The following is a 24,060-nucleotide window of genomic DNA, read 5'->3' on the forward strand; positions in this document are numbered from 1 at the left end:
GCCTCAAAAAATTCTGATTTTATGTCGTTGATACCGCAATTGATTTTTCGATGCACGGGGCTATCAGTGAAATTTGCAAAACGTCTGCTGCTGGCGATTGCCACTATCTATCTGCTGCCGGCGCTGGCATCGGCAGGGCTGTGGGCCATGAAGGACCATCCGCGCGGCTGGAACGCCGCAAGATGGTCGTCCTCCGGCATGCTGCCGGCGGCATCCAGCGACAGAGAAGCCGCCGTCTACGTCTTTTCCGCCATGACCGGCGGTTTCAAGGGCTCCGTCGCCAGCCATGCCTGGGTCGTTCTGAAAAAGCCCGGTGCTGCGAGCTATGACCGTTACGACAAGGTGGGCTGGGGTACGCCGATCCGCCACAATGGTTATGCGGCGGACGCCTACTGGTATTCCAACATGCCGCGCCAGGTGGTGGCCATTCACGGCGCGGAGGCGGAAAAGCTGATCCCGAAGATCGAAAAGGCGATTGCCGATTACCCCTATGGCCGGCCGGGCGGCTATCGCATCTATCCCGGCCCCAACTCCAACACCTTCGTCGCCCATGTATTGCGCAGCGTGCCGGAACTGGGCGTCGTGCTGCCGCCGGATGCGGTCGGCCGCGATTATCTGCCGGACGGCGCGTTTTACCACATAGCCGACGACTGGAAGGATGCGAGCGTTTCGCTGGGCGGATTGTTAGGCATTTCGGCAGGCGCCCGCAGCGGTTTTGAGGTCAATTTTCTTGGTCTTGTCGCCGGCATCGATTTTGGCCGCCCCGGCGTGAAGATACCGGGGCTCGGTTATTTCGGCGTGGCGGGCATCCGCGCCTAAACGGTTACGTTTCGCTGGCCTGAGCGGCGCGTCTGGCGCGGATGCTCTGGGCGATGAAGACCCGCGACAGGCCATGATAAAGCGGCTCGCGGGAGAAAAGCCGCGATGTCAGATATCCCAGCATCGATGCAGCCATGATGGGCATGACGCCTTCATGATTACCGGTCATTTCAAGGATGATGACAAAGGCCGTCATCGGCGCCTGCACCACGCCGGCAAAATAACCCGCCATGCCGACGATCGCGCCAAGGCCGATGCTGGTGCCGAGCAAGGTCGCCATGGTGCTGCCGAAACCCGCGCCCACCGACAGCGAGGGCGCAAAGATGCCGCCCGGGATGCCTGACATCATTGCCAGAAAAGTCGCCGCCAGTTTTTCGATGAAGAAGAATGCCGGTGCCGCCTCACCCTCGATTGTGGCGCGCGCCTGTTCGTAGCCGGTTCCGAATGTCGCGCCTCCAGACGCTATTCCGATTGCCGCAGAGGCAAGGCCGCAGGCTGCCGCCACTGCCAGCATCCGCTTCAACGGCATGGTCTGGGCAAAACGCCTGATACGGGCGGACAGTCGCAGGGCCGCAGCGCTGAACAGCGCACCAAATGCGCCGCCGCCGACACCGCAGATCAACACCAGCAGCCAGTCCATCGTCGTTTTCGCCATGACGGAGCTGGTGCCGAAATAGGTGTAGCTGCCGACCAGCGCCAGCGAGGCGAGGCCCGACAGGATGACGGCGGTCAGCACAAGGCCGTTGGCGCGGGATTCATAGGTCTTGCTCATTTCCTCGATGGCAAAGACGATGCCGGCCAGCGGCGTGTTGAACGCCGCCGCGATGCCCGCCGCCGATCCCGCGAGGATGAGACCCTTTGCCTGCGCCATGCCGCCCCAGCGCGCCGCCTGTAGCATGATCGAAGCCCCGACCTGCGCCGTCGGCCCCTCTCGGCCGATGGAAGCGCCGGAGAGTAGGCCGGCAACCGTCAGTACCACCTTACCGAAAGCGAGTTTCAGCGACAGAAGCCGCGAACGGTCCGCATCATCCCGCAGGTGCCGGGCGGCGATGGCCTGGGGAATGCCGCTACCGCCGGCATTGGGAAAAACCGTGATCGCAAGCCATGCGCACAGGGTGAAGCCGAGCGGCGTGATGATGAGCGGCAGCAGAAACGCCCATTCACCCGATGATGTCGCCGCGAAGAAAAGGTGCTGGGCCCGATCCGCAAGCCATGCAAAGCCGACGCTGATAAGGCCGACCGCAATCGCGCCAATCCAGAAAACCGCCCTCGGCCTCCACACCCGCCAGGAACCCCAGACGACACGGGAACGGCGGAGCATCTTCAGCTTTTTGTAGTCGACGGGCATGGCGGTCCAGATCTGTGATTTCGGTATTGTTTCTCGGGCGGGATGCCCGTTTATCTGCCTCCCCGGACGTGATTGCAAGGTTTTGCATTTGACAGGTCGCCCCCATCGGCACATTCTTTGCGTCGCAATTGCAACGCACGGAGACGTAGACATGAAAACGGCAACGATCCCTTCGCTGCGGGTGACGGCGGATTTTCGCGAGGCTGCTGAAAGCGTGCTGAAGGAAGGCGAGACGCTTTCTTCCTTCGTTGAAGAGTCCGTGCGCAGGCAGGTGCAAATCCGTAAATCGCAGGCGGAATTCATTGCGCGCGGGCTGGCGTCACTCGAAGAAGCGGAGCGCACCGGCATTTATTATAGCACCGACGATGTTCTTTCGATGATGCAAAAGAAACTTGATGCTGCGAAATCCGCGAAGCGGAAATGACGTATGAGCTTCGCTATACCGAAGAAGCCTTGGCCGATTTTGATCGCATCTATGATTTTCTGATCGCCTACGACATCGATGTGGCTGAGAAAGCAATCCGCGCCATAAGAGCAGGACTGGAAATTCTCGGCGATTTTCCCTTCAGTTGCCGCAAGGCATCTGCCGAAAACAGCCTCATACGCGAGCTCCTCCTGCCCTTCGGTTCCTCCGGCTGTATCGTGCTGTTCCGCATTGATGGCCCGAAAACCGTCACCATTGCCGCCGCCCGCCACCAGCGCGAGGACGACTACCATTGATCCTCACCGGTCGCTGACGGCCGCGCGCGGGTTTACCCACGGTTCCTGATTGGAGCGTGGCAGCGGGGTTTTGCCGAGAATGTGATCCGCCGCCTTTTCGCCGGTCATTATCGACGGGCCGTTGAGGTTGCCATAGGTCACATGCGGGAAGATCGAGCTGTCCGCCACTCTCAAGCCCTCCACCCCGATCACGCGGCACTCGGGATCGACGACGGCCATTGGGTCGTCCCTGTCGCCCATGCGGCAGGTGCCGCAGGGGTGGTAAGCGCTTTCCAGATGCTCGCGCAAAAAGGCGTCGACCTCTTCATCCGTCTCCACATTTTCGCCGGGCTGGATTTCCGGCCCGCGAAAATCGTCGAAGGCTTTCTGGCTGAAAATCTCGCGCGTCAGGCGCACGCAATGGCGGAACTTCTCCCAGTCTTCCGGGTGGCTCATATAGTTGAAGCGGATAACCGGGTCGTCATGCGGATCGGCCGAGCGAAGCGTGACATTGCCGCGTGATTTCGACAGGTTGTAGCCCACATGCACCTGAAAGCCATGGCTTTTTGCCGCGGCCTTGCCGTCATAGGAAATGGCCACGGGCAGGAAATGATACTGGATATCAGGCTGTTTCAGGCCGGGCGCGGAGCGCAGGAAGGCGCAGGCCTCGAACTGGTTGGAGGCGCCAAGCCCGCCTTTCGACAGCAGCCACTGCGCACCCGCCACCCCCTGCCAGAACCATGGAAGCCAGGAATAAAGCGAGACCGGCTTGGTGGAGACCTGCTGGAAATAAAACTCCATATGGTCCTGGAGATTTGCGCCAACGCCCGGACGATCCGCCTTCACCTCAATGCCCATGTCTTTCAGATGCGCAGCAGGGCCGATACCCGAAAGCATCAGCAGTTTCGGCGAGTTGAACGAGGAGGCAGACAGGATGACCTCGCGATTGGCCGTGATGGTTTCCACCGCGCCCTTGCGTTCGATCTCGACACCCACGGCCCGGCCGTTCTCGATGACGATCTTGCGGGCGAAACCCTTGACCAGCGTGACATTGCCGCGCTTCAGCGCCGGCTTCAGATAGGCATTGGCGGCGGACCAGCGGCGGCCATCATGGATGGTCTGCTCCATCAGGCCGAAACCTTCCTGCTTGGAGCCGTTATAATCGTCCGTCAGTTCAAAGCCAGCCTGCGCACCCGCCTGAATGAAGGCGTGGAACAGCGGATTGCTGACCGGGCCGCGCTGCACATGCAGCGGCCCATCCGTGCCGCGCCAGCCTTCCTCGCCGCCATGGCTGTGCTCCATGCGCTTGAAATAAGGCAGCACATCCGCATAGGCCCAGCCATGCGCGCCAAGCTCCTCCCAGCGATTGAAATCCTCCGCATGGCCGCGCACGTAAACGAGGCCGTTGATGGAGGACGAGCCGCCGATGACTTTTCCGCGTGGCGCGGTGATGCGGCGATTGTCGAGGTTGGGTTCCGGTTCGGAGAGATAACCCCAATTGTAGCGCTTCATGCTCATCGGCCAGGCGAGCGCCGCCGGCATCTGGATGAACGGACCGAAGTCCGAACCGCCCGCCTCGATGACGATCACCGAATAACGGCCGTCTTCCGACAGGCGATAGGCGATGGCGGAACCTGCGGAACCGGAACCGACGATGATGTAATCTGCCTGCATGATTGTGCTCTCCAATGAGCGTTGGTTCCGATTGACTGTGGCGGGTGAGGTTTACCCCCCTCTGCCCTGCCGGGCATCTCCCCCTCAAGGGGGGAGATCGGCAAGCGGCGCTACCACCGCTTCATTCGCAAACGTTGAGATCGGCGCGACCTCGCCGCATCTCGATCTCCCCCCTTGAGGGGGAGATGTCCGGCAGGACAGAGGGGGTGAAGCCCCACGCACCGCCCATCAATAAGGCGCTTCCACCTTCCCCGTGCTCACATAAACCGTCTTCAGCTCGCTATAATGCTCCAGCGCCGCCGCCGAATTCTCCCGCCCGAAGCCGGATTGTTTCGAGCCGCCGAAGGGCATTTCCACCGGGCAGAGATTGTAGGTGTTGATCCACAGCGTGCCCGCCTCCAGTTGGTCGACCACACGATGGGCGCGGGCGAGATCGGCGGTGAAGACGCCGCCGGCCAGCCCGAACTCGGTGGCGTTGGCGCGGGCGATAACCTCGTCCTCATCGTCGAAATCCAGCACGCACATGACCGGCCCGAAGATTTCCTCGCGGGCGATGGTCATGCCGTCAGTCACATCGGCAAAGACGGTCGGCTGCACATAAGCGCCCTCCCCCGAGACATTGTTGGGAATGCCGCCGCCGGTGACGAGCGTCGCACCCTCCGCCTTGCCCTTCTCGATATAGGAAAGAACCTTCTCCTGCTGGGCCTTGGAGACCAGCGGGCCGAGATGGGTGGCGTAATCGAGGGGATCACCGAGGATCATCGCCTCGGTACGGCTTTTCAGGTTGTCAAGGAAACGCTCCTTCGCCTTTTTCTGTACGAAGACGCGGGTGCCATTGGAGCAGACCTGACCCGAGGAATAAAAATTGCCGAGCATCGCCCCGCCGACAGCACTTTCGATATCGGCATCGTCGAAGACGATCAGCGGCGACTTGCCGCCGAGTTCCATCGTGACGTGTTTCAGATGACCGGCGGCGGCGGCGGCAACCTTGCGGCCGGTCGGAACCGAGCCGGTGAGCGAGACCTTGGCGACATCCGGGTGGTTGACCAGCAACGGCCCGGTATCGCGATCGCCCTGAATGACGTTGAACAGGCCCTTCGGCAGGCCGGCCTCGATGAGGATTTCGGCGATCTTCAACGCGCCGAGCGGCGTGTTTTCCGAGGGCTTGAAGACCATGGCGTTGCCGGCGACCAGCGCGGGCGCAGCCTTCCAGCAGGCGATCTGCTGCGGATAATTCCAGGCGCCGATGCCGACGCAGACGCCGAGGGGCACACGCTTGGTATAGGCGAAATCACCGCCGAGCGGGATGTAATCACCGTTCAATGCGGACGGCGCGATACCGCCGAAAAATTCGAAAGCATCGGCACCGGAGGTTGGATCGGCGACGATGGTTTCCTGAATGGGCTTGCCCGTATCCAGTGTCTCCAGCGTGGAAAGCGCATCGTTGCGCTCGCGCATGATATCGGCAGCGCGTTTGAGGATGCGGCCGCGCGCCATGGGGCTCATCGCCGCCCATTCCTTCTGCGCGCGTTTGGCCGAGGCGATGGCGCGCTCAACGATGGCAGGTGTCGCCGCATGCAGCCTTGCGATCACTTCGCCGGTGGCCGGGAAGATGCTCTCGAACGGTGTGCCGGTATTATCCTCGACATAGTCCCCGTCGATGAAATGCGAGGCTTTCGGCTGCGCCTTGAGCGGCGTGGCGATGGTCATGTCGAAGTCTCCTTGAGAACGCGGATAGACGGCTTCGGGCGCTGTCCATCGGGAAAAGATTTAAGCTGCATGTCGAAATAATCCTCGACCAGCGCCGGCGCGGAGGCGAGGCCAAGCGGGGCGAAACGCAGGCTGTGCCTGATATAAAGCCCGTCGATCAGAGCCGCCGCCGCTTCCGCGATACGCGCGGCATCGTCCGGCGGGCAAAGCCGGTTGAGGCTCGCCATGAGGTTTGAGCGCAGGCGGCGGGAATAAAGCACCAGCAGGCGGCGGGTTTCTTCCGAACGCTGCGCCTCGACATAAAAGGCGAGCCATGCCGCCACCGTTTCGGGCGTGAACTGGTCGCTCTGGAAGGAGACATGCACGATGGCGCTCAGCCTTTCACGCGGGCCGGAAGCGCGGGTCAGCGCCGCCACGGCATCGCGCCTCAAGTCACGCAGCAGGCTGCGGATGGTTTCCAGAAGAAGCTGCTGCTTGCTGCCGAAATAATGATGCGCGAGCGCTGCCGACACGCCCGCTTCCCGGGCGATGTCAGACATTGTCACATTCAGCGAACCATGGTGGCCTATGGTGCGAAGCGCCGCATCCACAAGCGCCTTGCGGCGCAACGGCTCCATTCCGATCTTGGGCATAGGGGTCTCCTTGACGGATGGCAAATTATTCTTGATTGATCAATCAATCAATAAAAAACGCGCCATTTTATGTCGCTGATTTGCGATGGATCATATTTTCCGCCGCCGGACAGTGATAGTTTCGCAGGCATCGGCCAGCGCGGCGAACCCCATGCTGCCGCCCGGTTCACGGGGGAAAAACTAAACCGTGATATACTGCGAATTGGGAATGGAACGCGTTTCGTGCTAATATCGCTGATGATACAAATTTCGCTGGAAGCGGCGCCAGACGAAAGACGATAAAAACGCCCGCCTAGACCACGACGGCGCCCGATCCGCAAACCGGACATCGAAGGACCGATCGCAGCGTTTAAAGAAGGGAGTGATATCATGCCAATGGTAACAGTATCGATTTCCCCGGAACAGGCAGCAAGAATGCGCGAGGCCGTGAATTGCGGCGCTTACGCATCCGGCAGCGAGGTCGTCAGGGCGGCGCTGAGACTATGGGCGGCCTCCGCCGAACATGGCGTCGACACCAAGTCCGCAGAGCCTGTCGAGGCTGACCGGGAGCGCATGAACGTTGCGGATCTCTACGCCGCTCACACCGGACACATCCGCCGCGCATGAGGCCCGGCGCAACAACCCCAAAATGCTCATGGGGTTGTAATAAAACGTTCATGAAAGCTTCACAGTCGTGAAAGCTTTTGTTGACCTGTAATCTGCGATTGTTCGCCGCAAAAGAGACAGGCTCCCCTTACGTTAGCCACATGGGGACCGGCAACAGCGGAGAATAAAATGCAGGCCGTCACGCTGGAGAATGATGTCATCAGGCGTTTTGCCTCCGGGCACATGTTTCCCATGGCCAAGCTTGTGCTCGAAACGGCGTTCCAGCCGATTGTCGAGGCGACGACGGGCACGATTTTCGGTTATGAATCGCTGATGCGCGGCCATGATCGGCTCGGTTTTTCCAATCCGCTGGCGCTTCTTGATCAAGCTGCCGCGGATGGCGAGCTGAAGGCCTTCGAGCAGATGCTGGCAAGCCGCGCTCTCGCAAAATTCTCCACCCTGCCCGATTTTTCCTCCGCCACCCTGTTCCTCAATCTCGATGTGCGGCTGATCCCGCATGGCGACGCCATTTTGGACAAGCTCGTCGGCCATCTGGCGCGGGCGGGCATACCGGCCTCCTCCATCTGCTTTGAGCTTTCCGAACGTTTCGACAATACCAGCGTGCCGGAGTTCACCGCGCTGATCGCCCGCATGCGCAAGGAAGGCTTCAAGCTGGCAATCGACGATTTCGGCGCCGGTCACGGCGAGATGAAGCTGCTCTGCGACTTCCCGCTGGATTACCTGAAGATCGACCGGCATTTCATCACCGGCGTCGACCAATTGCCGCGCAAGCAGCACCTCGTGCGCAACATCGTCAACATCGCCCATGTTCTCGGCGTCAGGGTCATTGCCGAAGGCATCGAAACCGAAGCCGAATTTCTGACCTGCCGCGAATTCGGCGTCGATCTGGTACAGGGCTGGCTGATCGCCAGGCCAACGGTCTTTACCAGCGAATTGCCTGAAAGTTTTCCCCACATCAACCGCATCGGCGTGGCGCGACGCAGCAGCCAGACGCTGGATGAAATTCTCATCCGCCGGGAAATAGAGCGCCTTCCCACCGTCTTCGAGCATGACAGCGTCGACAGCGTCTTCGAACTGTTCCGCAGAAATCCGCAGCAGGCGTTCTTCCCGGTTCTTAACGCCAATGGCGAACCGCGCGGCGTCATCAACGAATATCACCTCAAGGAATATATCTATCGGCCCTTCGGCCGCGACCTGCTCAAGAACAAGATTTATGAGCGCACCATTTCCCATTTCGTCGATCCCGCGCCGATCGTCGGCCTCGATGCGGATGCCGACCAGCTGATGAACATGTTCGCCAGCATGGGTGGCAGCGCGTGCATCATCCTCACTGAAAACATGCGTTACGCCGGCATTGTTTCCGCCGCCTCGCTCATCAAGGTCATCAACGAAAAACAGCTGAAGATGGCGCAGGACCAGAACCCGCTGACGGCGCTGCCCGGCAACCGCGCGATTGGCGGCTTCATTGCCGACCGCTGCAGCGATGGCGACGAGGCGCGTTTCTTCTGCTATTGCGACTTCGATAATTTCAAACCCTTCAATGACAAATACGGCTTCAACGCCGGCGACCACGCCATCACCCTGTTTTCGGCTCTGATGCGCCGCTACTTTTTTGCCGGCGATTGTTTCCTCGGCCATATCGGCGGCGACGACTTCTTCATCGGTGTGCGTGACTGGTCGATGGAAGAACTGACCGAAATCCTTGAGCGGCTGCTCAGCGATTTTCACGATGACGTCGCCGAACTCTATTCTGACGAAGACCGCGCCGCCGGCTGCATGAAGGGCCAGGACCGCCACGGCAACGAGCGGGACTTCGCGCTGCTGCGCTGCTCCATCGGTGTCCTCACCCTGCCGAAGGGGCTGATCATTGCCAATCCCGAGCGTATCGGCAGCGAGATCGCGGGGGTGAAGGCCGCTGCGAAGGAAAATGAAAGCGGCTTCGTCGTTCGGGTGTTCGGCGAGACAAATTGACATCAGCGGCAAAGGGCCACCTTCCCTCGACGGCGCATCTGACCTACATCTTCAGGCGACGCCGACAAGTGAGGAGTTGCCCCTGGCCATGCCCGACACGAAGACCCTGCCCGAAAATATGCGCTTCATCGACCTTCCCTCCCATGGCGGTCCGGAGGTGATGCAGCTTTCACAAGCGCCTTTGCCCAAGCCCGCAAAAGGCGAAATTCTGGTGAAGGTCGAGGCGGCGGGCGTCAACCGCCCCGACGTCGCGCAGCGACAGGGCGCCTATCCGCCGCCAAGGGATGCAAGCCCCATCCTCGGCCTTGAAATCGCCGGCGACGTGGTTGCGCTGGGCGAAGGCGTCGATGAGTTCAAATTGGGTGATAAAGTCTGCGCGCTTGCCAATGGCGGCGCTTATGCCGAATATTGCACCGTGCCCGCCGGGCAGGCCCTGCCCTTCCCCAGGGGTTACGACGCGATCAAAGCGGCCGCCCTACCGGAAACCTTCTTCACCGTCTGGGCCAATCTCTTCCAGATGGCAGGCCTTACCGAAGGGGAAAGCGTGCTCATCCACGGCGGCACCAGCGGTATCGGCACAACGGCGATCCAACTCGCCAAAGCCTTTGGCGCAGAAGTCTATGCCACGGCGGGCTCGGCGGAAAAATGCGAGGCCTGCGTTAAGCTCGGCGCCAAGCGCGCGATCAATTACCGCGAGGAGGATTTCGCCGAAATCGTTAAATCCGAAACCGGCGGCAAGGGCGTCGATGTCGTTCTCGACATGATCGGCGCGGCCTATTTCGAAAAGAACCTTGCGGCACTCGCCAAGGACGGTTGCCTGTCCATCATCGCCTTTCTCGGTGGTGCTACGGCCGAAAAGGTCAACCTCACCCCCATCATGGTCAAACGCCTCACCGTCACCGGCTCCACCATGCGGCCCCGCACGGCGGACGAAAAACGCGCCATCCGCGACGACCTCATCGCAGAGGTCTGGCCGCTCATCGAAAGCGGCCAGGTCGCGCCTGTCATCAACCGGGTCTTCACGCTGGACGAGGTTGCGGAAGCGCACAGGCTGATGGAAAGCAGCAATCACATCGGCAAGATCGTGATGCGGGTGTCGTGACGCCCGGCGTGCCCCCTGGAAGTAATCCCTCTTGCATTACTGACGAATCGTACTACCTTCTAGTTATGTTCAACGTATCGGAAGGAGGTGATCCAATGTCTAGTGAGATTTCGGTCTCTGGTGCAGGCAATGGAAAGGGTGTGTTTTCGACGGGGCAGCCCTCGGCGTAAAACATCTTGCCTTCGGAACGTTGAGAAACAGTCCCGGGTCTGTAAACAGGACCAAACTCATGGAAGGGTCGCTTCGGCGGCCCTTTTCCGTTTTTGCTTATTACTTCGACTATTGGGGAAATCCGTGCCTCGAATGCCGGGGCGGCTGTCCCGCGATGAGAAGAACTCCTTTCAGCCCAAGGACTTGGGCTGGCTGGATACAGGCTCGAGGCCGGTATGACGGAGAACTGAAGCCCGTCGCATGAATCAGATCACAGTTCACCACAGTTGAAAATCATCGAGTGTGCTGGGTGTCGTTACCCCCCTCTGTCCTGCCGGACATCTCCCCCTCAAGGGGGGAGATCGTTCCGTGGTGAGGCCTCGCACCTCTCGACGGTCGAGGATGAAGTGGCGAGAAAGCCTCTTGCCGATCTCCCCCCTTGAGGGGGAGATGTCCGGCAGGACAGAGGGGCGGTAACGACACCCAGCACGCTCGATGATTTCAACTGTGGGGTACTGTGGAATCAGATTAAACGTGATGCGCGTTAACGAGCGACAAATCATCGACCGTCAACTGCGGTCACGTCTCCCCTACTTCTTCCCGAACACCTTCCACCGCGTCGGACGGAAGCGCAGTTCCGCGCCCACGGCCACGGCGGCGTTGAGCGGCACTTCGATTTCGAGGTGATAGGGTTCGTGGCCGTTATTGGCGATGTCGATTTCGGCGATGCGGGTGCCGGCGAGACGGCGACAGGTGGTAACCTTGCCGTAAAGCGCGTCCTTCTCCTGCGTCAACACCACATCTTCCGGGCGGAAAAAAAGCTCACCCTCGCCCGTGCCGCTCTCATCGATGCCGATGCTCTCTCCCTGAAACAGCACATGGCCGTCGCGGATCGTTATCGGCAGGCTGGAGGATTCGCCGATGAAGGAGAAAACGAAGGGGGAGTTGGGCGTGTCATAGACATCGTCCGCCGTGCCCACCTGTTCGATCTTGCCCTGGCTCATGACGACGACGCGGTCGGCCAGTTCCAGCGCCTCTTCCTGATCGTGGGTGACGAAGACGGTGGTGTGGCCGGTGCGGTCGTGGAATTCGCGCAGCCAGCGGCGCAGTTCCTTGCGGACCTTGGCGTCGAGCGCGCCGAAAGGCTCATCAAGAAGCAGGACCTTCGGCTCGATGGCGACGGCGCGGGCAAGCGCCACGCGCTGGCGCTGACCGCCGGAAAGCTGGGTGGGATAGCGCTTTTCGAGACCGGAGAGATGCACCATGTCGAGAAGCTCGGATACGCGCCTGCGGATTTCGGCCTTTGGCGGGCGCTTGGCGGAAGGACGCACCTTCAGGCCGAAGGCGATGTTCTCCGCCACCGTCATGTGGCGGAACAGCGCGTAATGCTGAAAGACGAAACCGACATTGCGTTCCTGCACCGTGCGGTGCGAGGCGTCCTCATCGCCAAAGAAGATGTGGCCTTCGGTCGGCTGCTCCAGGCCGGCGATAAGGCGCAGCAGCGTCGTCTTGCCGGAGCCGGACGGCCCGAGCAGCGCGATCAGCTCGCCGGAACGAATGTCGAGCGACACGTCGTTCAGCGCCGGAAAGCGGTCGAACTGCTTGGTGATGCCGGAAACTTTCACTTCCATGAAGATGCCTTTCAATGCTTGCCGGCTGCGTTGCCCGCGCCAAAGCGTATTTCGAGAATGGTTTTGAGAACGAGCGTCACGAGCGCCAGACCGGCCAGCAGCGTCGCCACCGCAAAGGCAGCACCGATATTGTACTCATTATAGAGTATCTCCACATGCAGCGGCATGGTGTTGGTCTCACCGCGAATATGGCCCGACACGACGGAGACAGCGCCGAACTCGCCCATGGCGCGGGCGTTGCAGAGCAGCACCCCATAGAGCAGGCCCCATTTGATATTCGGCAGCGTGACATACCAGAAGGTCTGCCAGCCGGAAGCGCCGAGCGAAATCGCCGCTTCCTCATCGCCATTGCCCTGATCCTGCATCAGCGGGATCAATTCGCGAGCCACGAAGGGAAAGGTGACGAAGATGGTCGCGAGCACGATGCCTGGCACCGCAAAGAGGATTTCGATTCCGTAACTCTTCAGCCATGGCCCCAGCACGCTGTGCGAGGAAAACAGGATGACATAGACAAGTCCCGATATGACCGGCGAGATCGAAAACGGCAGGTCGATGAGCGTGATCAGGAACGCCTTGCCCTTGAATTCGAATTTCGCGATCGCCCAGGCGGCCATCACCCCGAAGATCAGGTTGAGCGGCACCGAAATGGCGGCGACGAGCAGCGTCAGGCGGATGGCGGAGAGCGCATCCGGTTCGACGATTGCCTCCCAGAAGCTTTCCGCACCCTTGCGGAAGGCTTCGAAGAAGACCGATATCAGCGGCAGGACCAGAAATGCAGCGAGAAACACAAAGGCTATGGCGATCAATGCCAGCCGGGCGGGAAAGCTCTCGCTGGCGGGGTCGCGGAACGGCCGGGGGGACGTGCGGGGAGCGGTCTCAGACATAACCGTACCTCTTGCGGCTCCAGGCCTGAATGAGATTGATGAGGAACAGCATGGCGAACGAGATGATCAGCATGATGGTGGCGATGCCGGTCGCGGCCGCATAATTGAACTCCTCCAGCCGGATGACGATGAGAAGCGGTGCGATTTCCGAGACGTAGGGAATATTGCCGGCGATAAAGATGACCGAACCATATTCGCCGACGCCGCGCGCGAAGGCGAGCGCGAAACCCGTGAGGATGGCGGGTGTCAGGCTCGGCAGCAGAACGCGGGTGATGGTCTGGAAACGATTGGCGCCAAGCGTCGCCGCCACCTCCTCCACCTGCCGGTCGATTTCTTCCATGACCGGCTGCACGGTGCGGACCACGAAAGGCAGACCGATGAAGATCAGCGCAATGACGATGCCGGTCGGCGTAAAGGCGATTCTGATGCCGAAGGGTTCGAACAGCGAGCCGACCCAGCCGCGATTGGCATAAAGCGTGGTGAGCGCGATACCGGCAACCGCCGTCGGCAGGGCAAAGGGCAGATCAACGATCGCATCGACAAATCGGCGGCCGGGGAAACGGTAACGGGTCAGAACCCAGGCGACGATGACGCCGAAAACCGCGTTGACCAGCGCCGCCAGAAACGCCGTACCGAAGCTGACCCGCAGCGCATTCAGCGTGCGGCTATCGGTGGCAATCGCAATGAAATCTGAAAAACCCAGTTTCGCCGTGGACCAGATAAGGCCGCCGAGCGGAATAAGAATGATGAGAAACAGATAGGTCACTGTGTAACCAAGCGTCAGGCCGAAGCCGGGTATTACGCTCGACTGCCGCCATTTCCACCTGTTTCCGGATGTATTATTGCTCATCAAGGCTCCGGATAATCTTTGTTTTGGCGCATTTCCGGAGAGAAAACCGGGGTCCACTTTTCCTGGAAATGCTCTCTGGGAGCCGGTGTTCCCCGGCGTCTATTATAAAGGATCGACCGGCGCGGTGTCCGGTCGATCAGGCTCTCATTGTCTTGTCCCTGCGGATGGGTGATCGCGTTTCACCCCATCATCCGCTTACTTTGCGGGCTTGTAAATCTGGTCGAAGATGCCGCCGTCACCGAAATGTTCCGGCTGCGCCTTGGCCCAACCGCCAAACTGCGGGTCGTCAATGGTGACGAGCTTGATGTCGGGCAGCTGCTTCAGCAGATCCTTGGAGACCACGGCGGGGTTGGACGGGCGGTAGAAGTGTTTCGCCGCGATATTCTGGCCTTCGTCGGAATAGAGATATTGCAGATAGGCTTCCGCCGCCTTACGGGTGCCCTTGGCGTCGACATTGGCGTCAACCACGGCGACCGGCGGTTCGGCAAGGATCGAGATCGGCGGCACGACAATATCGAAGGCGTCAGCGCCGAATTCCTGGCCGGCGAGATAGGCTTCGTTTTCCCAGGCCAGCAGCACGTCACCGATCTGGCGCTGTGCAAAGGTTACGGTGGAGCCGCGGGCGCCGGTATCGAGAACGGGAGCGCGCTTGTAGAGCTCGCCGACATAGGCCTTGATCTTGTCCTTGTCGCCCTTGAATTCTTCATTGGCCCAGGCCCAGGCTGCGAGATAGTTCCAGCGCGCGCCGCCCGAGGTCTTCGGGTTCGGCGTGACGATCTGCACGTCGCCCTTTACCAGATCGCCCCAGTTATGAATGCCTTTGGGGTTTCCCTTGCGCACCAGGAACACGATGGTCGAGGTATAAGGCGAGGAATTATGCGGCAGGCGGGTGCGCCAGTCCTTGTTGATCTTGCCGGAGTTCTGGACGATGGCGTCGATATCGCTCTGCAGCGCCAACGTCACCACGTCGGCCTCAAGGCCGTCGATAACCGAGCGCGCCTGCTTGCCGGAACCGCCATGCGACTGCTGGATGGTGACGTCCTCGCCGGTATCGGCCTTCCACTTCTTGGCGAAGGCTTCGTTGAAATCCTTGTAGAGCTCGCGGGTCGGGTCGTAGGACACGTTGAGCAGCTTGGTCTGCGCGGCGGCCGAGCCAGCGCCGCCAAGTGCCAGTGAAAGGCTAAGCGCAACAACGCTCAAACCGGACAGAAGCTTGGACATCGGTATTCCCTCCTGATTGCGATGGCTTAACTCTACCGGTTGAGTAGAGTTGGTCAATGAGGCCGAATACGATCGAAAAAGTGTTTCCCGAGAGCGTTTCCCCGGGCAACAAATACAGCGCAGCATAAGCGAAAGGCGCAACAAGCGTCGTGTAAAACTTTTCTGAATGCAAAAGCATTTCACATTTTTGGCGATTTTTTACCGCGATGGCGAAAAATATTATGGGGTTTTAGACGATTTTTTCGTCTGAGCGGCATGAGGGGATGGGGGAGACGTATCAGCACAGGGCTGTCCGTTCAGCGGACTTAAGCTCACGGGGAGGCGCCCACACAGGAGAAGCAGTTCCACTGAGCAGTCTTTGAGTTTGCGGTCCGATGCGTCAGGCCGTCAAAAGCTCCGGCACTTCGACACCGGCAACGGCATCGGCAATGGTCGTATTGAAAAGGATATTGCGCGTCGCATCGGCCACTCGGGCAAAGACGTGGCGGATTTCGCACTGCTTCTCGCCGTCACAATCCTCGCAGCGGCGATAGGCGGTCTGCGACAGGCACGGCAAGGGGGCGAGCGGTCCGTCGATGAGGCGCAGCACCTCGCCGAAGGTGATATCCGAGGCCGGACGCGCCAGGAGATACCCGCCCTGCTTGCCGCGCCTGCTCTCGACGATGCGTTCCTTCTTCATTTCGAGAAGTATCTGTTCCAGAAACTTTTTTGGAATGGCCTGTCCGCGGGCAATATCGGAAATCTGCACAGGACAGCCGCCGTCGGCCTTGGCCAGCGAAAGGAGCGCCCTCAGCGCATATTTTGCCTTCTGCGAAATCATCGTAAAACCAGTAGACCACAAGCCCGGGAACCCGGCAATTCCGGCTTAGCGCAGAAGTTGTCACAATTCAAATCCAAGCTGCAAAGAAGGTGAACGGGCATCTTTTGCTCATACCAAGCGCGCGTGAGGCATTTTTGCTCTCAAGTGCAGCGCACAAAGACTGTCATTTCTGTTCCAGAGGCCGGATTTCAACAATAATCGGCCATGGAAATCCCGGACGTGACAATGACGATCAATTCAGCAAATGCCTCTGCCGATGCCGCTTCCCTCGACGCCACGCTTGCCGGGCTCGATCTTGCGGGACGACTTTCCTTCATCGCCGGTCTCGGCGGCCGTGCGGTCTTCACCACCAGCCTCGGCATCGAGGATCAGGTCATCACCGCCGCCATCGGTACGCACCGGTTGCCGATCGATGTCGTGACGCTGGAAACCGGCCGTCTGTTCAAGGAAACCGTCGATCTCATCGATGAAACCGAGGAACGTTTCGGCATTGAAATCCGTCGTTTCCGGCCCGAGCAGGACGATATCGACGCCTATGCCGCAAAATACGGTCTCAATGGCTTTTACGAAAGCATCGAGGCGCGTCACGCCTGCTGTCATGTCAGAAAACTGATCCCGCTCGGCAAGGCGCTTGATGGCGCCGCCTTCTGGATCACCGGCCTTCGCCGCGGCCAGTCGGGCAACCGTGCGACCACGCCCTTCGCCGAGTTCGACGCCGAGCGTCATCTGATCAAGATCAATGCTCTGGCGGACTGGGACATCGACCAGATCAAGGCCTATGTCGCGTCCGAAAACATTCCCGTCAATCCGTTGCATGCGCGTGGATACCCCTCCATCGGCTGCGAGCCGTGTACACGCGCCATCAAGCCCGGCGAGCCTGAGCGCGCCGGACGATGGTGGTGGGAAAACGACGAGAAGCGCGAATGCGGTCTTCACGTCGCCGGTGCGGAACAGACATCCGCCGTTTCCGCCATCCCGCAACGATAATCATTCAGTACATTTTCCGGAGTTCACAATGTCCAACGCAGTCCACGAGACGGACAGCAAGAATACTGTCGCATCCAAGCCGCCGCTCGATCCCCATCTGAAGGCGCTTGAAAACGAAGCCATTCACATCTTCCGCGAAGTCGCCGCCGAATTCGACAATCCCGTGATGCTCTATTCCATCGGCAAGGATTCATCCGTGCTGCTGCACCTGGCGCGCAAGGCCTTCTTTCCCGGCCGCATTCCCTTCCCGCTGCTGCACGTCAATACGGGCTGGAAGTTCAAGGAAATGATCGAATTCCGCGACAATATCGTCAAGGAATATGATCTCGACCTGATCTCCTATACCAACCCGCGCGGCAAGACGGAAAATGTGACGCCCTTCTCCCACGGATCGGCGCTTTACACCGACATCATGAAGACGGAAGCGCTGCGCCAGGCGCTCGATGCCGGCCAGTTCGATGCGGCCTTCGGTGGCGCACGCCGCGACGAGGAAGCAAGCCGCGCCAAGGAGCGCATCTATTCCTTCCGCACGCCCGACCACAAATGGGACCCGCGCAACCAGCGCCCCGAACTGTGGAACATCTATAACGGCATGGTCCGCAAGGGCGAAAGCGTGCGCGCCTTCCCGCTCTCGAACTGGACCGAAGTCGATATCTGGCGTTACATCGAAGCGGAAAACATTCCGCTGGTGCCGCTCTATTACGCCGCCGAGCGTCCTTACATCGAGCGCGACGGCATGATGATCCTTGCCGAAGACGAGCGCCTTGAACTGCTGCCCGGCGAAGAGATCAAGCACGGCTCGATCCGCTTCCGCACGCTCGGCTGCTTCCCGCTCACCGGCGCGATCCGTTCCGAAGCCACAACGCTTCAGGAGGTTATCGCCGAGCTGGAAATCGCCACCGTTTCCGAACGTCAGGGCCGCGCCATTGACCGTGACCAGTCCGGCTCGATGGAGAAGAAGAAGCGCGAGGGCTATTTCTGATGAGCACTGCCGCCGCCAACACCCCCTCCTCTTCCGCCACCATCCTGCCCTTTGCCGAGCATTCGAAGGCGGCGCGCGATACGCGCCCCTTGCGGCTCATCACCTGCGGCAGCGTGGATGATGGCAAATCGACCCTGATCGGCCGTCTTCTCTGGGACACCAAGGCCGTCAAGGAAGATCAGGCCGCCACCCTGCACCGCGACAGCGGCAAGCAGAACGATCTCGGCCTGCCCGATTTCGCGCTGCTGCTCGACGGCCTGCAGGCGGAGCGCGAACAGGGCATCACCATCGATGTCGCCTATCGTTATTTCGCCACCGACCGGCGCGCCTTCATCGTTGCCGATACGCCCGGCCACGAGCAATATACCCGTAACATGGCGACCGGCGCTTCCACAGCCGATCTCGCCGTGCTGCTCGTTGATGCCCGCACCGGCATTCTGGAACAGACGCGCCGCCACGCCACCATTGCGGCGCTGATGGGCATCCGGCAATTCGTGCTGGCCGTCAACAAGATCGACCTGACGCATTACGACAAGGCCGGTTTCGAGCTGATCGCCCACGAATTCCGCGAGTTCGCCTCCAACCTCGGCATCAAGCAGATCACGGCGATACCGATGTCGGCGCTGAAGGGTGAAAACGTCGTTCTGTCAGGCAAGGCCGCCATGCCCTGGTATGAAGGCCCGACGCTGGTGGAAACGCTGGAGTTGGCCACCGTTCGCTCCGCGCAGTCCGGCGGCTTCCGTCTGCCCGTGCAGCGCGTGTCGCGGCCCGGTGAAAGCTTCCGTGGTTATCAGGGCACGGTTGCCGGCGGTTCGGTGAAGCCGGGCGACAGCGTTGTCATCCTGCCGTCAGGCATGGTCGCCAATGTCAAGCAGATCGTCACTTTCGATCTGGTGCGCAATGCGGCCGTCGCGGGTGACGCAGTCACGCTGGTTCTCGACCGTCAGGTGGACGTATCGCGCGGCGACATGATCGTCTCCATCGAGGCGCAGCCGCAGACGGGCCTTGCCTTCGACGCGCAGATCGTCGCGTTGCAGCCGGGCGGCATCGAAGCGGGCAAGCGCTACTGGCTGAAAAGCGGCAGCCGCCGCCAGCGCGTCAGCGTCCAGCCCGTCAGCCAGCTCAACCTCAAGGAAGGCGAATGGCAGGCGCATGAGACATCGCTGCCGATGAACGCCATCGGCAAGGTGCGGCTTTCCTTCGACGAGACGGCGATCTTCGATCCTTACGAACAGAACCGCTCGACCGGCTCGTTTATCCTGATCGACCCCGACACCAACAACACGGTGGCGGGCGGCATGATTGCCGGCAAGCGCAGCGTCGGCGCGACGGAAGAACAGGGTGACCGCGTGATTCTCTCGCTGCCCGCCGATCTCGCGGAAAAGCTGCTGGCGAGCGAACTCCTGGCAAGGCACCGCGACGGGATCGACATCCGCCGCACGGATGCCGCCACAGCCTCGCGACTGATCGGCGACCTCAGCTGACAGTCAGGCGCTCGGACAAACAAAAGGCGACCGTCAAAACGGTCGCCTTTTGTTTGAGAGGCTCTTCCGTGTAAAAGACTTGGGATCAGCTTAAAACACGAACATATAAAGCAGAATAATCACCACAACCGGAACGCCCATAGCCCACAGTGCAATACCCTTCAGCATGTTATCCTCCATTGTTGTATGGTTAGATAACGGCTGAGGCGGCTTTCCGATCCATGTTGCTATCCTGATTTTTACGGGTTGTTTCTCGGCCACGCAGAAAGCCGTTTGTTCATTCGCCGTTCATGCGCAAAAGGCGAATTTGCGTGCGGTCGCTCCGCCAAGCGGCCCAACAGAGGCTCGTTGTTTGAAAAAACAGCGGGCCTCTTTTTTGATCGCGATAAGTTGATCATGCCGATGGCCCCGGATTTCAGGGCTTGTGACCGTCATGGATAACTTCTTGGATTGTGGACGAGAATTGACGCTTCTAAGACGGTCCGTGTCGCGCGTCCCCTGAAACAAGGCCGCGACATTGAGGCCTGGCGCTTGGCGGAGCGACGGGCCTCTTTTGTTCGGGCGGCCGGTGCAGCAGGGGTGCGGTTCCACACCAGTGGAAGAGCTGGAATTTGAGGGCCTCAATCCGCACCTGCACCCTGATTTTTCAGGCACGAGCGACGAGTGCATTCCAACCGGTTCTGATTTAACAGGTCCGGTTTCGGTGCGAGGCTTTGATCTGGAGATTTTCAGAAAGTATCGGGATCAGTTGCAAGCCGCTGTATCTATTGGGCTTCAAGCTGGTCGGAGTGAGAGGATTCGAACCTCCGACCCCGTCGTCCCGAACCACCGGCACCTTAGCAAAAAGTCCAGATTTCCGGGCTTTGTCAACTTCGTTGATGCTCGTTCGTTCCCGATATTTTCCGTTGTATCGGTGGCAAACGGTGGCGGCATCAATCAGGTACGATAAAACTCTCCACCTGTCTTGCATACATCAAATGGCCACCCACTCTCCTAGCGTCTTCATCGATAATGCGACCATTCGCCTGAAGGTGCTCATAGGCACGAATTCGATTTCTGTAACCTTTAGTTAGCCTGATTTTATGCCCGTGGACCAATAGCCCGTGAACCTTCAACCTATGGGGTAGAATCGCTGTCTCAGTCTTTTCAGGGGCCAGTTGCCAAGGCTGACCAACGAATATTTCTTCGACACATGCGGGAAGGTCTTCAGGAAATTGCTGCGTTCCAGAGAAAACAATATCGTCGGCATAACGAGAGAGCCGCGCTCCGAAACGTTCGGCAATTTCCACCAATCGGTTGTCCATGGCGCGAAAAACAAGATTGGAAAGGGTTGGACTTGTAGGCGCTCCCTGTGCAAGCTGGCCATTCAAGCAGCAAAACTTTGTGATAAAATCTGATGACAGATCATTGTATCCCAATTCCACAAGCTTACTGGAAAGAACATTCGCCGTTATCGACGGGAAGAAATCTCGAATATCGACTGAATGAACCCAACGCGCACCACAATGTGCGTTTGCGGCCTGTAAATGGGATCGGCCAGCTACAAAGCCGAATACATGAGGCGGTGCCAAATATGTTCTGGCGAACTGATAAGAAAGCCATTTCTGAATAATTTTAAGTGCAACCCTTGGTGCGAATATGTGCCTTTCACCCACGCCCTTCTTAATAGGGAAATATCTATAGTATTTACGAGGGCGACGCTCCATAGACCAGATCAGGCCGGGATTGACACCTATAATTGTGGCCAAGACATCTCGGGAGATCACTGGAGGCAAGCCCAAGGCTACTAACCTACGTATGTCTAACACCTCAGCGGGAGTGACTTCAGAGCCGAGCGACAATACCAAATCATCTACGGTTTCGTACTGGAACAGCAGTGATTCTACTAAATGGTGTGGGAGCCTCATTTTAGCAAAGCTATCTTTCGTTAAGTGCCGTGAGCTTGACTCTCGGTTCGAAGGACCGCGAGTCAAGCTCACGGCGGTCTTCTATGTACCAGTCTTGGCATTTGGGCATGATGCACACCCTCGCCTGAAGCTCCCACGACAAACTGTTTAACCTTGTGAACGAGCGAGTGCAAGAACTCGACCGATATCTGGGCTTCGCCTGTTTTTTTGCGTTCCTAAAGCTTTTAAGCCAGAAAGAGTAACAACATACCTGCCTGACTTCTGCCGAATAACAAAACCTGATTTTCGAAGATTGTCGAGTATACGGGTCGTCCAGTTTTCCGAAGGAATTGTAAAGCCCTTTTGAAGGAGGGCTTGCGTCAGATCAGCAACGGTAAAAGGTGATTTTAGCCGAGCTACCTGAAGGCAGGCGAATTTACCGGGCAAATTGGCGTCGGATGTAAATTCCAACGCTGACAACTCCAATTCGTAATTTGACAGGAACAGCTTTGTACGATCTTCGATCTTTGGAAGGACGTCTGTCTGAATTTTCACTTTCGGGGCGATCCAGGCAACAACATTTTTGCCGTCGATAGTGAGGAATGCGTTCCTAACGAATTCCCCGAAAGAGTGTAAAATACTTGCACGATACCCAGCCTCAATATCCTGTTGGGTCGCATCTGTAAGAACGAATTCGATAGTCACGCCTTCTTTTAGAATCTGTTCTCTTATGTCGTTGAGCAACTTATTGGATGGAACCTGACGATTTTCTTTGTCGCGTGTGACATCAACGAAAACAACAAAACGGTTCGCCTTAAAGGCATCTTTAGCTATTCGACCGGCAGCAATAATGCCGCGTTCGCCAAGAAAGTATTGGATGTTTTTTTCGTCAAACATCAATGTTACTCCAAGCAACCTCAATAGCTCTGGCCCATATGTCGACCTTCTCCACCCATTGGTGGGCAGTTGTGATGTCTACATTATTAAGCGAAAATCGTCCCCCAGAAAGGAATTGTATGGGGATGTCTGGATTATAGTCAGCCACAACTCTAACTCGTGATGCATCTCTCATGAGGCTCGCGATACCTTCTGCTGCGGTCAAGGCACGAGAAAATAGGCTTACCGTTTCGGTGTCACGCATGCGTAGCGCGTTATCCTTGCCCCGTTTCAATTCCCTGCGGATAGAGCCGCGTAATATCTCTGGATAATCTGCATGCCCCAACTCAGTCCATTGTGCGGGGTTCAGTTGCACCATCATCTTTCGGGCCCTTAAGAAGGCCGCGTAATAATACCTATTATAAGCCGATCTCCCAAATACATCGCGGTCATCTGCTGAAGGCAAATCCAAGGCATGTATTTGCAGATGGTGTGCGACTCTCTCCATCATTTTTAGACAGCCCACCTATAGTTACAAACTTTTTATCTGACCCGAAGACAGCCAATGCGATAACATGACATATCAGTTCAGGCTGCTTTTTGTCGACCATCCTTGCCGCGTCCAGCTTTCCCACGTGAAAAAGCATGATCGGCCTCGGCTTGAAAATCTGGGTGAAACTGGCCGTAGACTTCTTCGATAATTTTCTCTGTTGTGGACAGGTATTTCGCGACAAGGGCAATCGAGACTCCTGCCTGCATCAACCATGTTGCGCACGTATGGCGAAGCGTATGCCGGTTCAATACCTTCGCCCGAATTTCCTCGAAGACCTCCATTTTCAGAGAATAGAAGCCTTTTCTCGTCGTCACGGGTCGCCCTTGATATTCGATCAGGTATCTCGCGCCCTGCTTTCCCGGTTTCCCTTTTTTCCACCGCTTCATATGTTCAAGAAGAGGCTTAGGAATACGGACTGGATCAGCTCTCTTGTTAGTTGGCGTCACCTCTCCGTCGTACTTTCGGAAAAAGATACCTCGTTCCAAATCAATCCATGGGCGACCATCTTCGCGATCAAATGACGCCTCTTCAATACGCTCGGCGCGTGTGCCTGTGTAAACAGCCGTCAAGATAAATCTCGCGATGTGAACAGAAGTCTTATGACCTGCCCCACATCCCATAACGTCATTCTTTCGTTTGTACGCGGTCCAGACGAGCTTGGCGACTTCATCGCGGGTATAATATTGGAAACGGGCTTTTGGCTTCGGAGGGAGCGCGTAGTCGAGAACGCGACCTCCTTTGTCGAGCTTGCCTTTGAGTTCCGCAAAATTCACAATTGCTCGCAGGTTCTCAAGCTGCCTGCGGACCGTATTCAACGCCTTTCCTTTCCGGTAAGCGATGCAGTTTTCTTCGTTAATGCCTGACACAAATTGCTCGCCCTGAATAGCCCCGAGTTTCGTAGACACCCTCGGGTTAGATTTTCTGCTGCTTCTCGAACTCGACGGGCGACAGCATCCCGTTCCTGACGTGTTTGCGTTTCGGGTTGTAGAACATTTCGATGTAGTCGAACACGTCCTGGCGTGCTTCATCGCGTGAACGGTAGACTTTGCGCCGTATCCGCTCTCGCTTCAGAAGATTGAAGAAGCTCTCGGCCACCGCATTGTCATGGCAGTTGCCGCGTCGGCTCATCGAGTGAACCAGATTGTGGTGCCTGAGGAACGAGGCCCAGTCCATGC

The 24,060-nt window shown here is 58.4% G+C and carries 23 protein-coding genes; 9 read left to right on the forward strand and 14 right to left on the reverse strand.

What is annotated here, in order from left to right; all coding sequences use genetic code 11:
• Positions 1-66 precede the first annotated feature (66 nt).
• Positions 67-819: a DUF3750 domain-containing protein gene (locus CFB10_RS16615; protein WP_020009583.1), complete on the forward strand. Its 753-nt coding sequence runs from the start codon at positions 67-69 to the stop codon at positions 817-819.
• Positions 820-823: 4 nt separating this feature from the next.
• On the opposite strand, the gene CFB10_RS16620 is transcribed toward CFB10_RS16615, so the two are convergent.
• Positions 824-2,167 carry a chloride channel protein gene (locus CFB10_RS16620; protein ID WP_020009582.1) on the reverse strand — a complete coding sequence of 448 codons (1,344 nt, stop codon included), beginning with the start codon at positions 2,165-2,167 and terminating at the stop codon, positions 824-826.
• Between the two features lie 151 nt (positions 2,168-2,318).
• On the opposite strand from CFB10_RS16620, the gene CFB10_RS16625 reads away from it, so the two are divergent.
• Both CFB10_RS16625 and CFB10_RS16630 read left to right on the forward strand, forming a co-directional pair.
• Complete coding sequence (locus CFB10_RS16625; RefSeq protein WP_020009581.1) at positions 2,319-2,591, forward strand: YlcI/YnfO family protein; 273 nt, start codon at positions 2,319-2,321, stop codon at positions 2,589-2,591.
• Entirely contained in the window at positions 2,588-2,887 is a 300-nt protein-coding gene (locus CFB10_RS16630; protein ID WP_020009580.1) for a type II toxin-antitoxin system RelE/ParE family toxin, read from the forward strand. Before CFB10_RS16625 ends, CFB10_RS16630 begins: the two co-directional genes overlap by 4 nt.
• Positions 2,888-2,890: 3 nt before the next feature.
• On the opposite strand, the gene betA is transcribed toward CFB10_RS16630, so the two are convergent.
• The 3 genes from betA to betI all read right to left on the reverse strand — a co-directional run bounded on the left by betA (position 2,891) and on the right by betI (position 6,882).
• Positions 2,891-4,540, reverse strand: coding sequence for a choline dehydrogenase (gene betA / locus CFB10_RS16635; RefSeq protein ID WP_020009579.1), 1,650 nt, complete (start codon positions 4,538-4,540; stop codon positions 2,891-2,893).
• Positions 4,541-4,768: 228 nt separating this feature from the next.
• Positions 4,769-6,250, reverse strand: a complete 1,482-nt coding sequence (gene betB / locus CFB10_RS16640; protein WP_020009578.1) for a betaine-aldehyde dehydrogenase — start codon at positions 6,248-6,250, stop codon at positions 4,769-4,771.
• Complete coding sequence (gene betI, locus CFB10_RS16645) at positions 6,247-6,882, reverse strand: transcriptional regulator BetI (protein WP_020009577.1); 636 nt, start codon at positions 6,880-6,882, stop codon at positions 6,247-6,249. The genes betB and betI overlap by 4 nt, the downstream gene beginning before the upstream one ends.
• A gap of 369 nt (positions 6,883-7,251) precedes the next feature.
• Between betI and CFB10_RS16650 the strand changes: the two genes are divergently transcribed.
• The 3 genes from CFB10_RS16650 (at position 7,252) to CFB10_RS16660 (ending at position 10,561) form a co-directional block, all read left to right on the forward strand.
• Positions 7,252-7,488 (forward strand): type II toxin-antitoxin system ParD family antitoxin, encoded by a 237-nt coding sequence (locus CFB10_RS16650; RefSeq protein ID WP_026363483.1) that lies wholly within the window; start codon positions 7,252-7,254, stop codon positions 7,486-7,488.
• A gap of 168 nt (positions 7,489-7,656) precedes the next feature.
• The gene (locus CFB10_RS16655; protein ID WP_020009575.1) at positions 7,657-9,459 is read left to right on the forward strand and encodes a GGDEF domain-containing protein; all 1,803 of its coding nucleotides are present in this window, start codon (positions 7,657-7,659) and stop codon (positions 9,457-9,459) included.
• Positions 9,460-9,547: 88 nt separating this feature from the next.
• Positions 9,548-10,561, forward strand: a complete 1,014-nt coding sequence (locus tag CFB10_RS16660; protein ID WP_020009574.1) for an NAD(P)H-quinone oxidoreductase — start codon at positions 9,548-9,550, stop codon at positions 10,559-10,561.
• A gap of 740 nt (positions 10,562-11,301) precedes the next feature.
• Here CFB10_RS16660 and CFB10_RS16675 read toward each other — a convergent pair.
• The 5 genes from CFB10_RS16675 to CFB10_RS16695 form a co-directional block, all read right to left on the reverse strand.
• Complete coding sequence (locus CFB10_RS16675) at positions 11,302-12,342, reverse strand: sulfate/molybdate ABC transporter ATP-binding protein (RefSeq protein WP_026363482.1); 1,041 nt, start codon at positions 12,340-12,342, stop codon at positions 11,302-11,304.
• Positions 12,343-12,353: 11 nt separating this feature from the next.
• Complete coding sequence (gene cysW / locus CFB10_RS16680; protein ID WP_026363481.1) at positions 12,354-13,226, reverse strand: sulfate ABC transporter permease subunit CysW; 873 nt, start codon at positions 13,224-13,226, stop codon at positions 12,354-12,356.
• A complete protein-coding gene (gene cysT, locus CFB10_RS16685; protein ID WP_020009571.1) occupies positions 13,219-14,076 on the reverse strand; it encodes a sulfate ABC transporter permease subunit CysT in 858 nt (285 codons plus the stop codon). Before cysT ends, cysW begins: the two co-directional genes overlap by 8 nt.
• A 195-nt stretch (positions 14,077-14,271) precedes the next feature.
• On the reverse strand, positions 14,272-15,297 hold the full coding sequence (locus tag CFB10_RS16690; protein ID WP_020009570.1) for a sulfate ABC transporter substrate-binding protein: 1,026 nt from the start codon (positions 15,295-15,297) through the stop codon (positions 14,272-14,274).
• A gap of 379 nt (positions 15,298-15,676) precedes the next feature.
• A complete protein-coding gene (locus CFB10_RS16695; protein WP_020009569.1) occupies positions 15,677-16,117 on the reverse strand; it encodes an Rrf2 family transcriptional regulator in 441 nt (146 codons plus the stop codon).
• A 204-nt stretch (positions 16,118-16,321) separates the two neighbouring features.
• Here CFB10_RS16695 and CFB10_RS16700 point away from each other — a divergent pair, with 204 nt between their 5' ends.
• Genes CFB10_RS16700 through cysN form a run of 3 tightly spaced genes read left to right on the forward strand, consistent with a single transcriptional unit; the run spans position 16,322 to position 19,570 of the window.
• Positions 16,322-17,104: a phosphoadenylyl-sulfate reductase gene (locus CFB10_RS16700; protein WP_020009568.1), complete on the forward strand. Its 783-nt coding sequence runs from the start codon at positions 16,322-16,324 to the stop codon at positions 17,102-17,104.
• Between the two features lie 28 nt (positions 17,105-17,132).
• Positions 17,133-18,086 carry a sulfate adenylyltransferase subunit CysD gene (cysD, locus tag CFB10_RS16705; RefSeq protein WP_020009567.1) on the forward strand — a complete coding sequence of 318 codons (954 nt, stop codon included), beginning with the start codon at positions 17,133-17,135 and terminating at the stop codon, positions 18,084-18,086.
• On the forward strand, positions 18,086-19,570 hold the full coding sequence (cysN, locus tag CFB10_RS16710) for a sulfate adenylyltransferase subunit CysN (protein WP_020009566.1): 1,485 nt from the start codon (positions 18,086-18,088) through the stop codon (positions 19,568-19,570). The genes cysD and cysN overlap by 1 nt, the downstream gene beginning before the upstream one ends.
• A gap of 932 nt (positions 19,571-20,502) precedes the next feature.
• On the opposite strand, the gene CFB10_RS16715 is transcribed toward cysN, so the two are convergent.
• From CFB10_RS16715 to CFB10_RS16735, 5 genes are all read right to left on the reverse strand, one after another.
• The gene (locus tag CFB10_RS16715) at positions 20,503-21,549 is read right to left on the reverse strand and encodes a reverse transcriptase family protein (protein WP_141097732.1); all 1,047 of its coding nucleotides are present in this window, start codon (positions 21,547-21,549) and stop codon (positions 20,503-20,505) included.
• Positions 21,550-21,624: 75 nt separating this feature from the next.
• A complete protein-coding gene (locus tag CFB10_RS16720) occupies positions 21,625-22,353 on the reverse strand; it encodes a hypothetical protein (protein WP_020009563.1) in 729 nt (242 codons plus the stop codon).
• The gene (locus tag CFB10_RS16725; protein WP_141097733.1) at positions 22,346-22,714 is read right to left on the reverse strand and encodes a hypothetical protein; all 369 of its coding nucleotides are present in this window, start codon (positions 22,712-22,714) and stop codon (positions 22,346-22,348) included. Before CFB10_RS16725 ends, CFB10_RS16720 begins: the two co-directional genes overlap by 8 nt.
• A gap of 206 nt (positions 22,715-22,920) precedes the next feature.
• Positions 22,921-23,790, reverse strand: a complete 870-nt coding sequence (locus CFB10_RS16730) for a tyrosine-type recombinase/integrase (RefSeq protein WP_020009561.1) — start codon at positions 23,788-23,790, stop codon at positions 22,921-22,923.
• 7 nt (positions 23,791-23,797) lie between these two features.
• The coding region (locus CFB10_RS16735) for an IS3 family transposase (protein WP_035213811.1) at positions 23,798-24,060 on the reverse strand (263 nt) is incomplete at its 5' end.

Origin of the sequence: Agrobacterium sp. 719_389, assembly GCF_900188475.1 — a bacterium.
Classification (GTDB): domain Bacteria; phylum Pseudomonadota; class Alphaproteobacteria; order Rhizobiales; family Rhizobiaceae; genus Agrobacterium; species Agrobacterium radiobacter.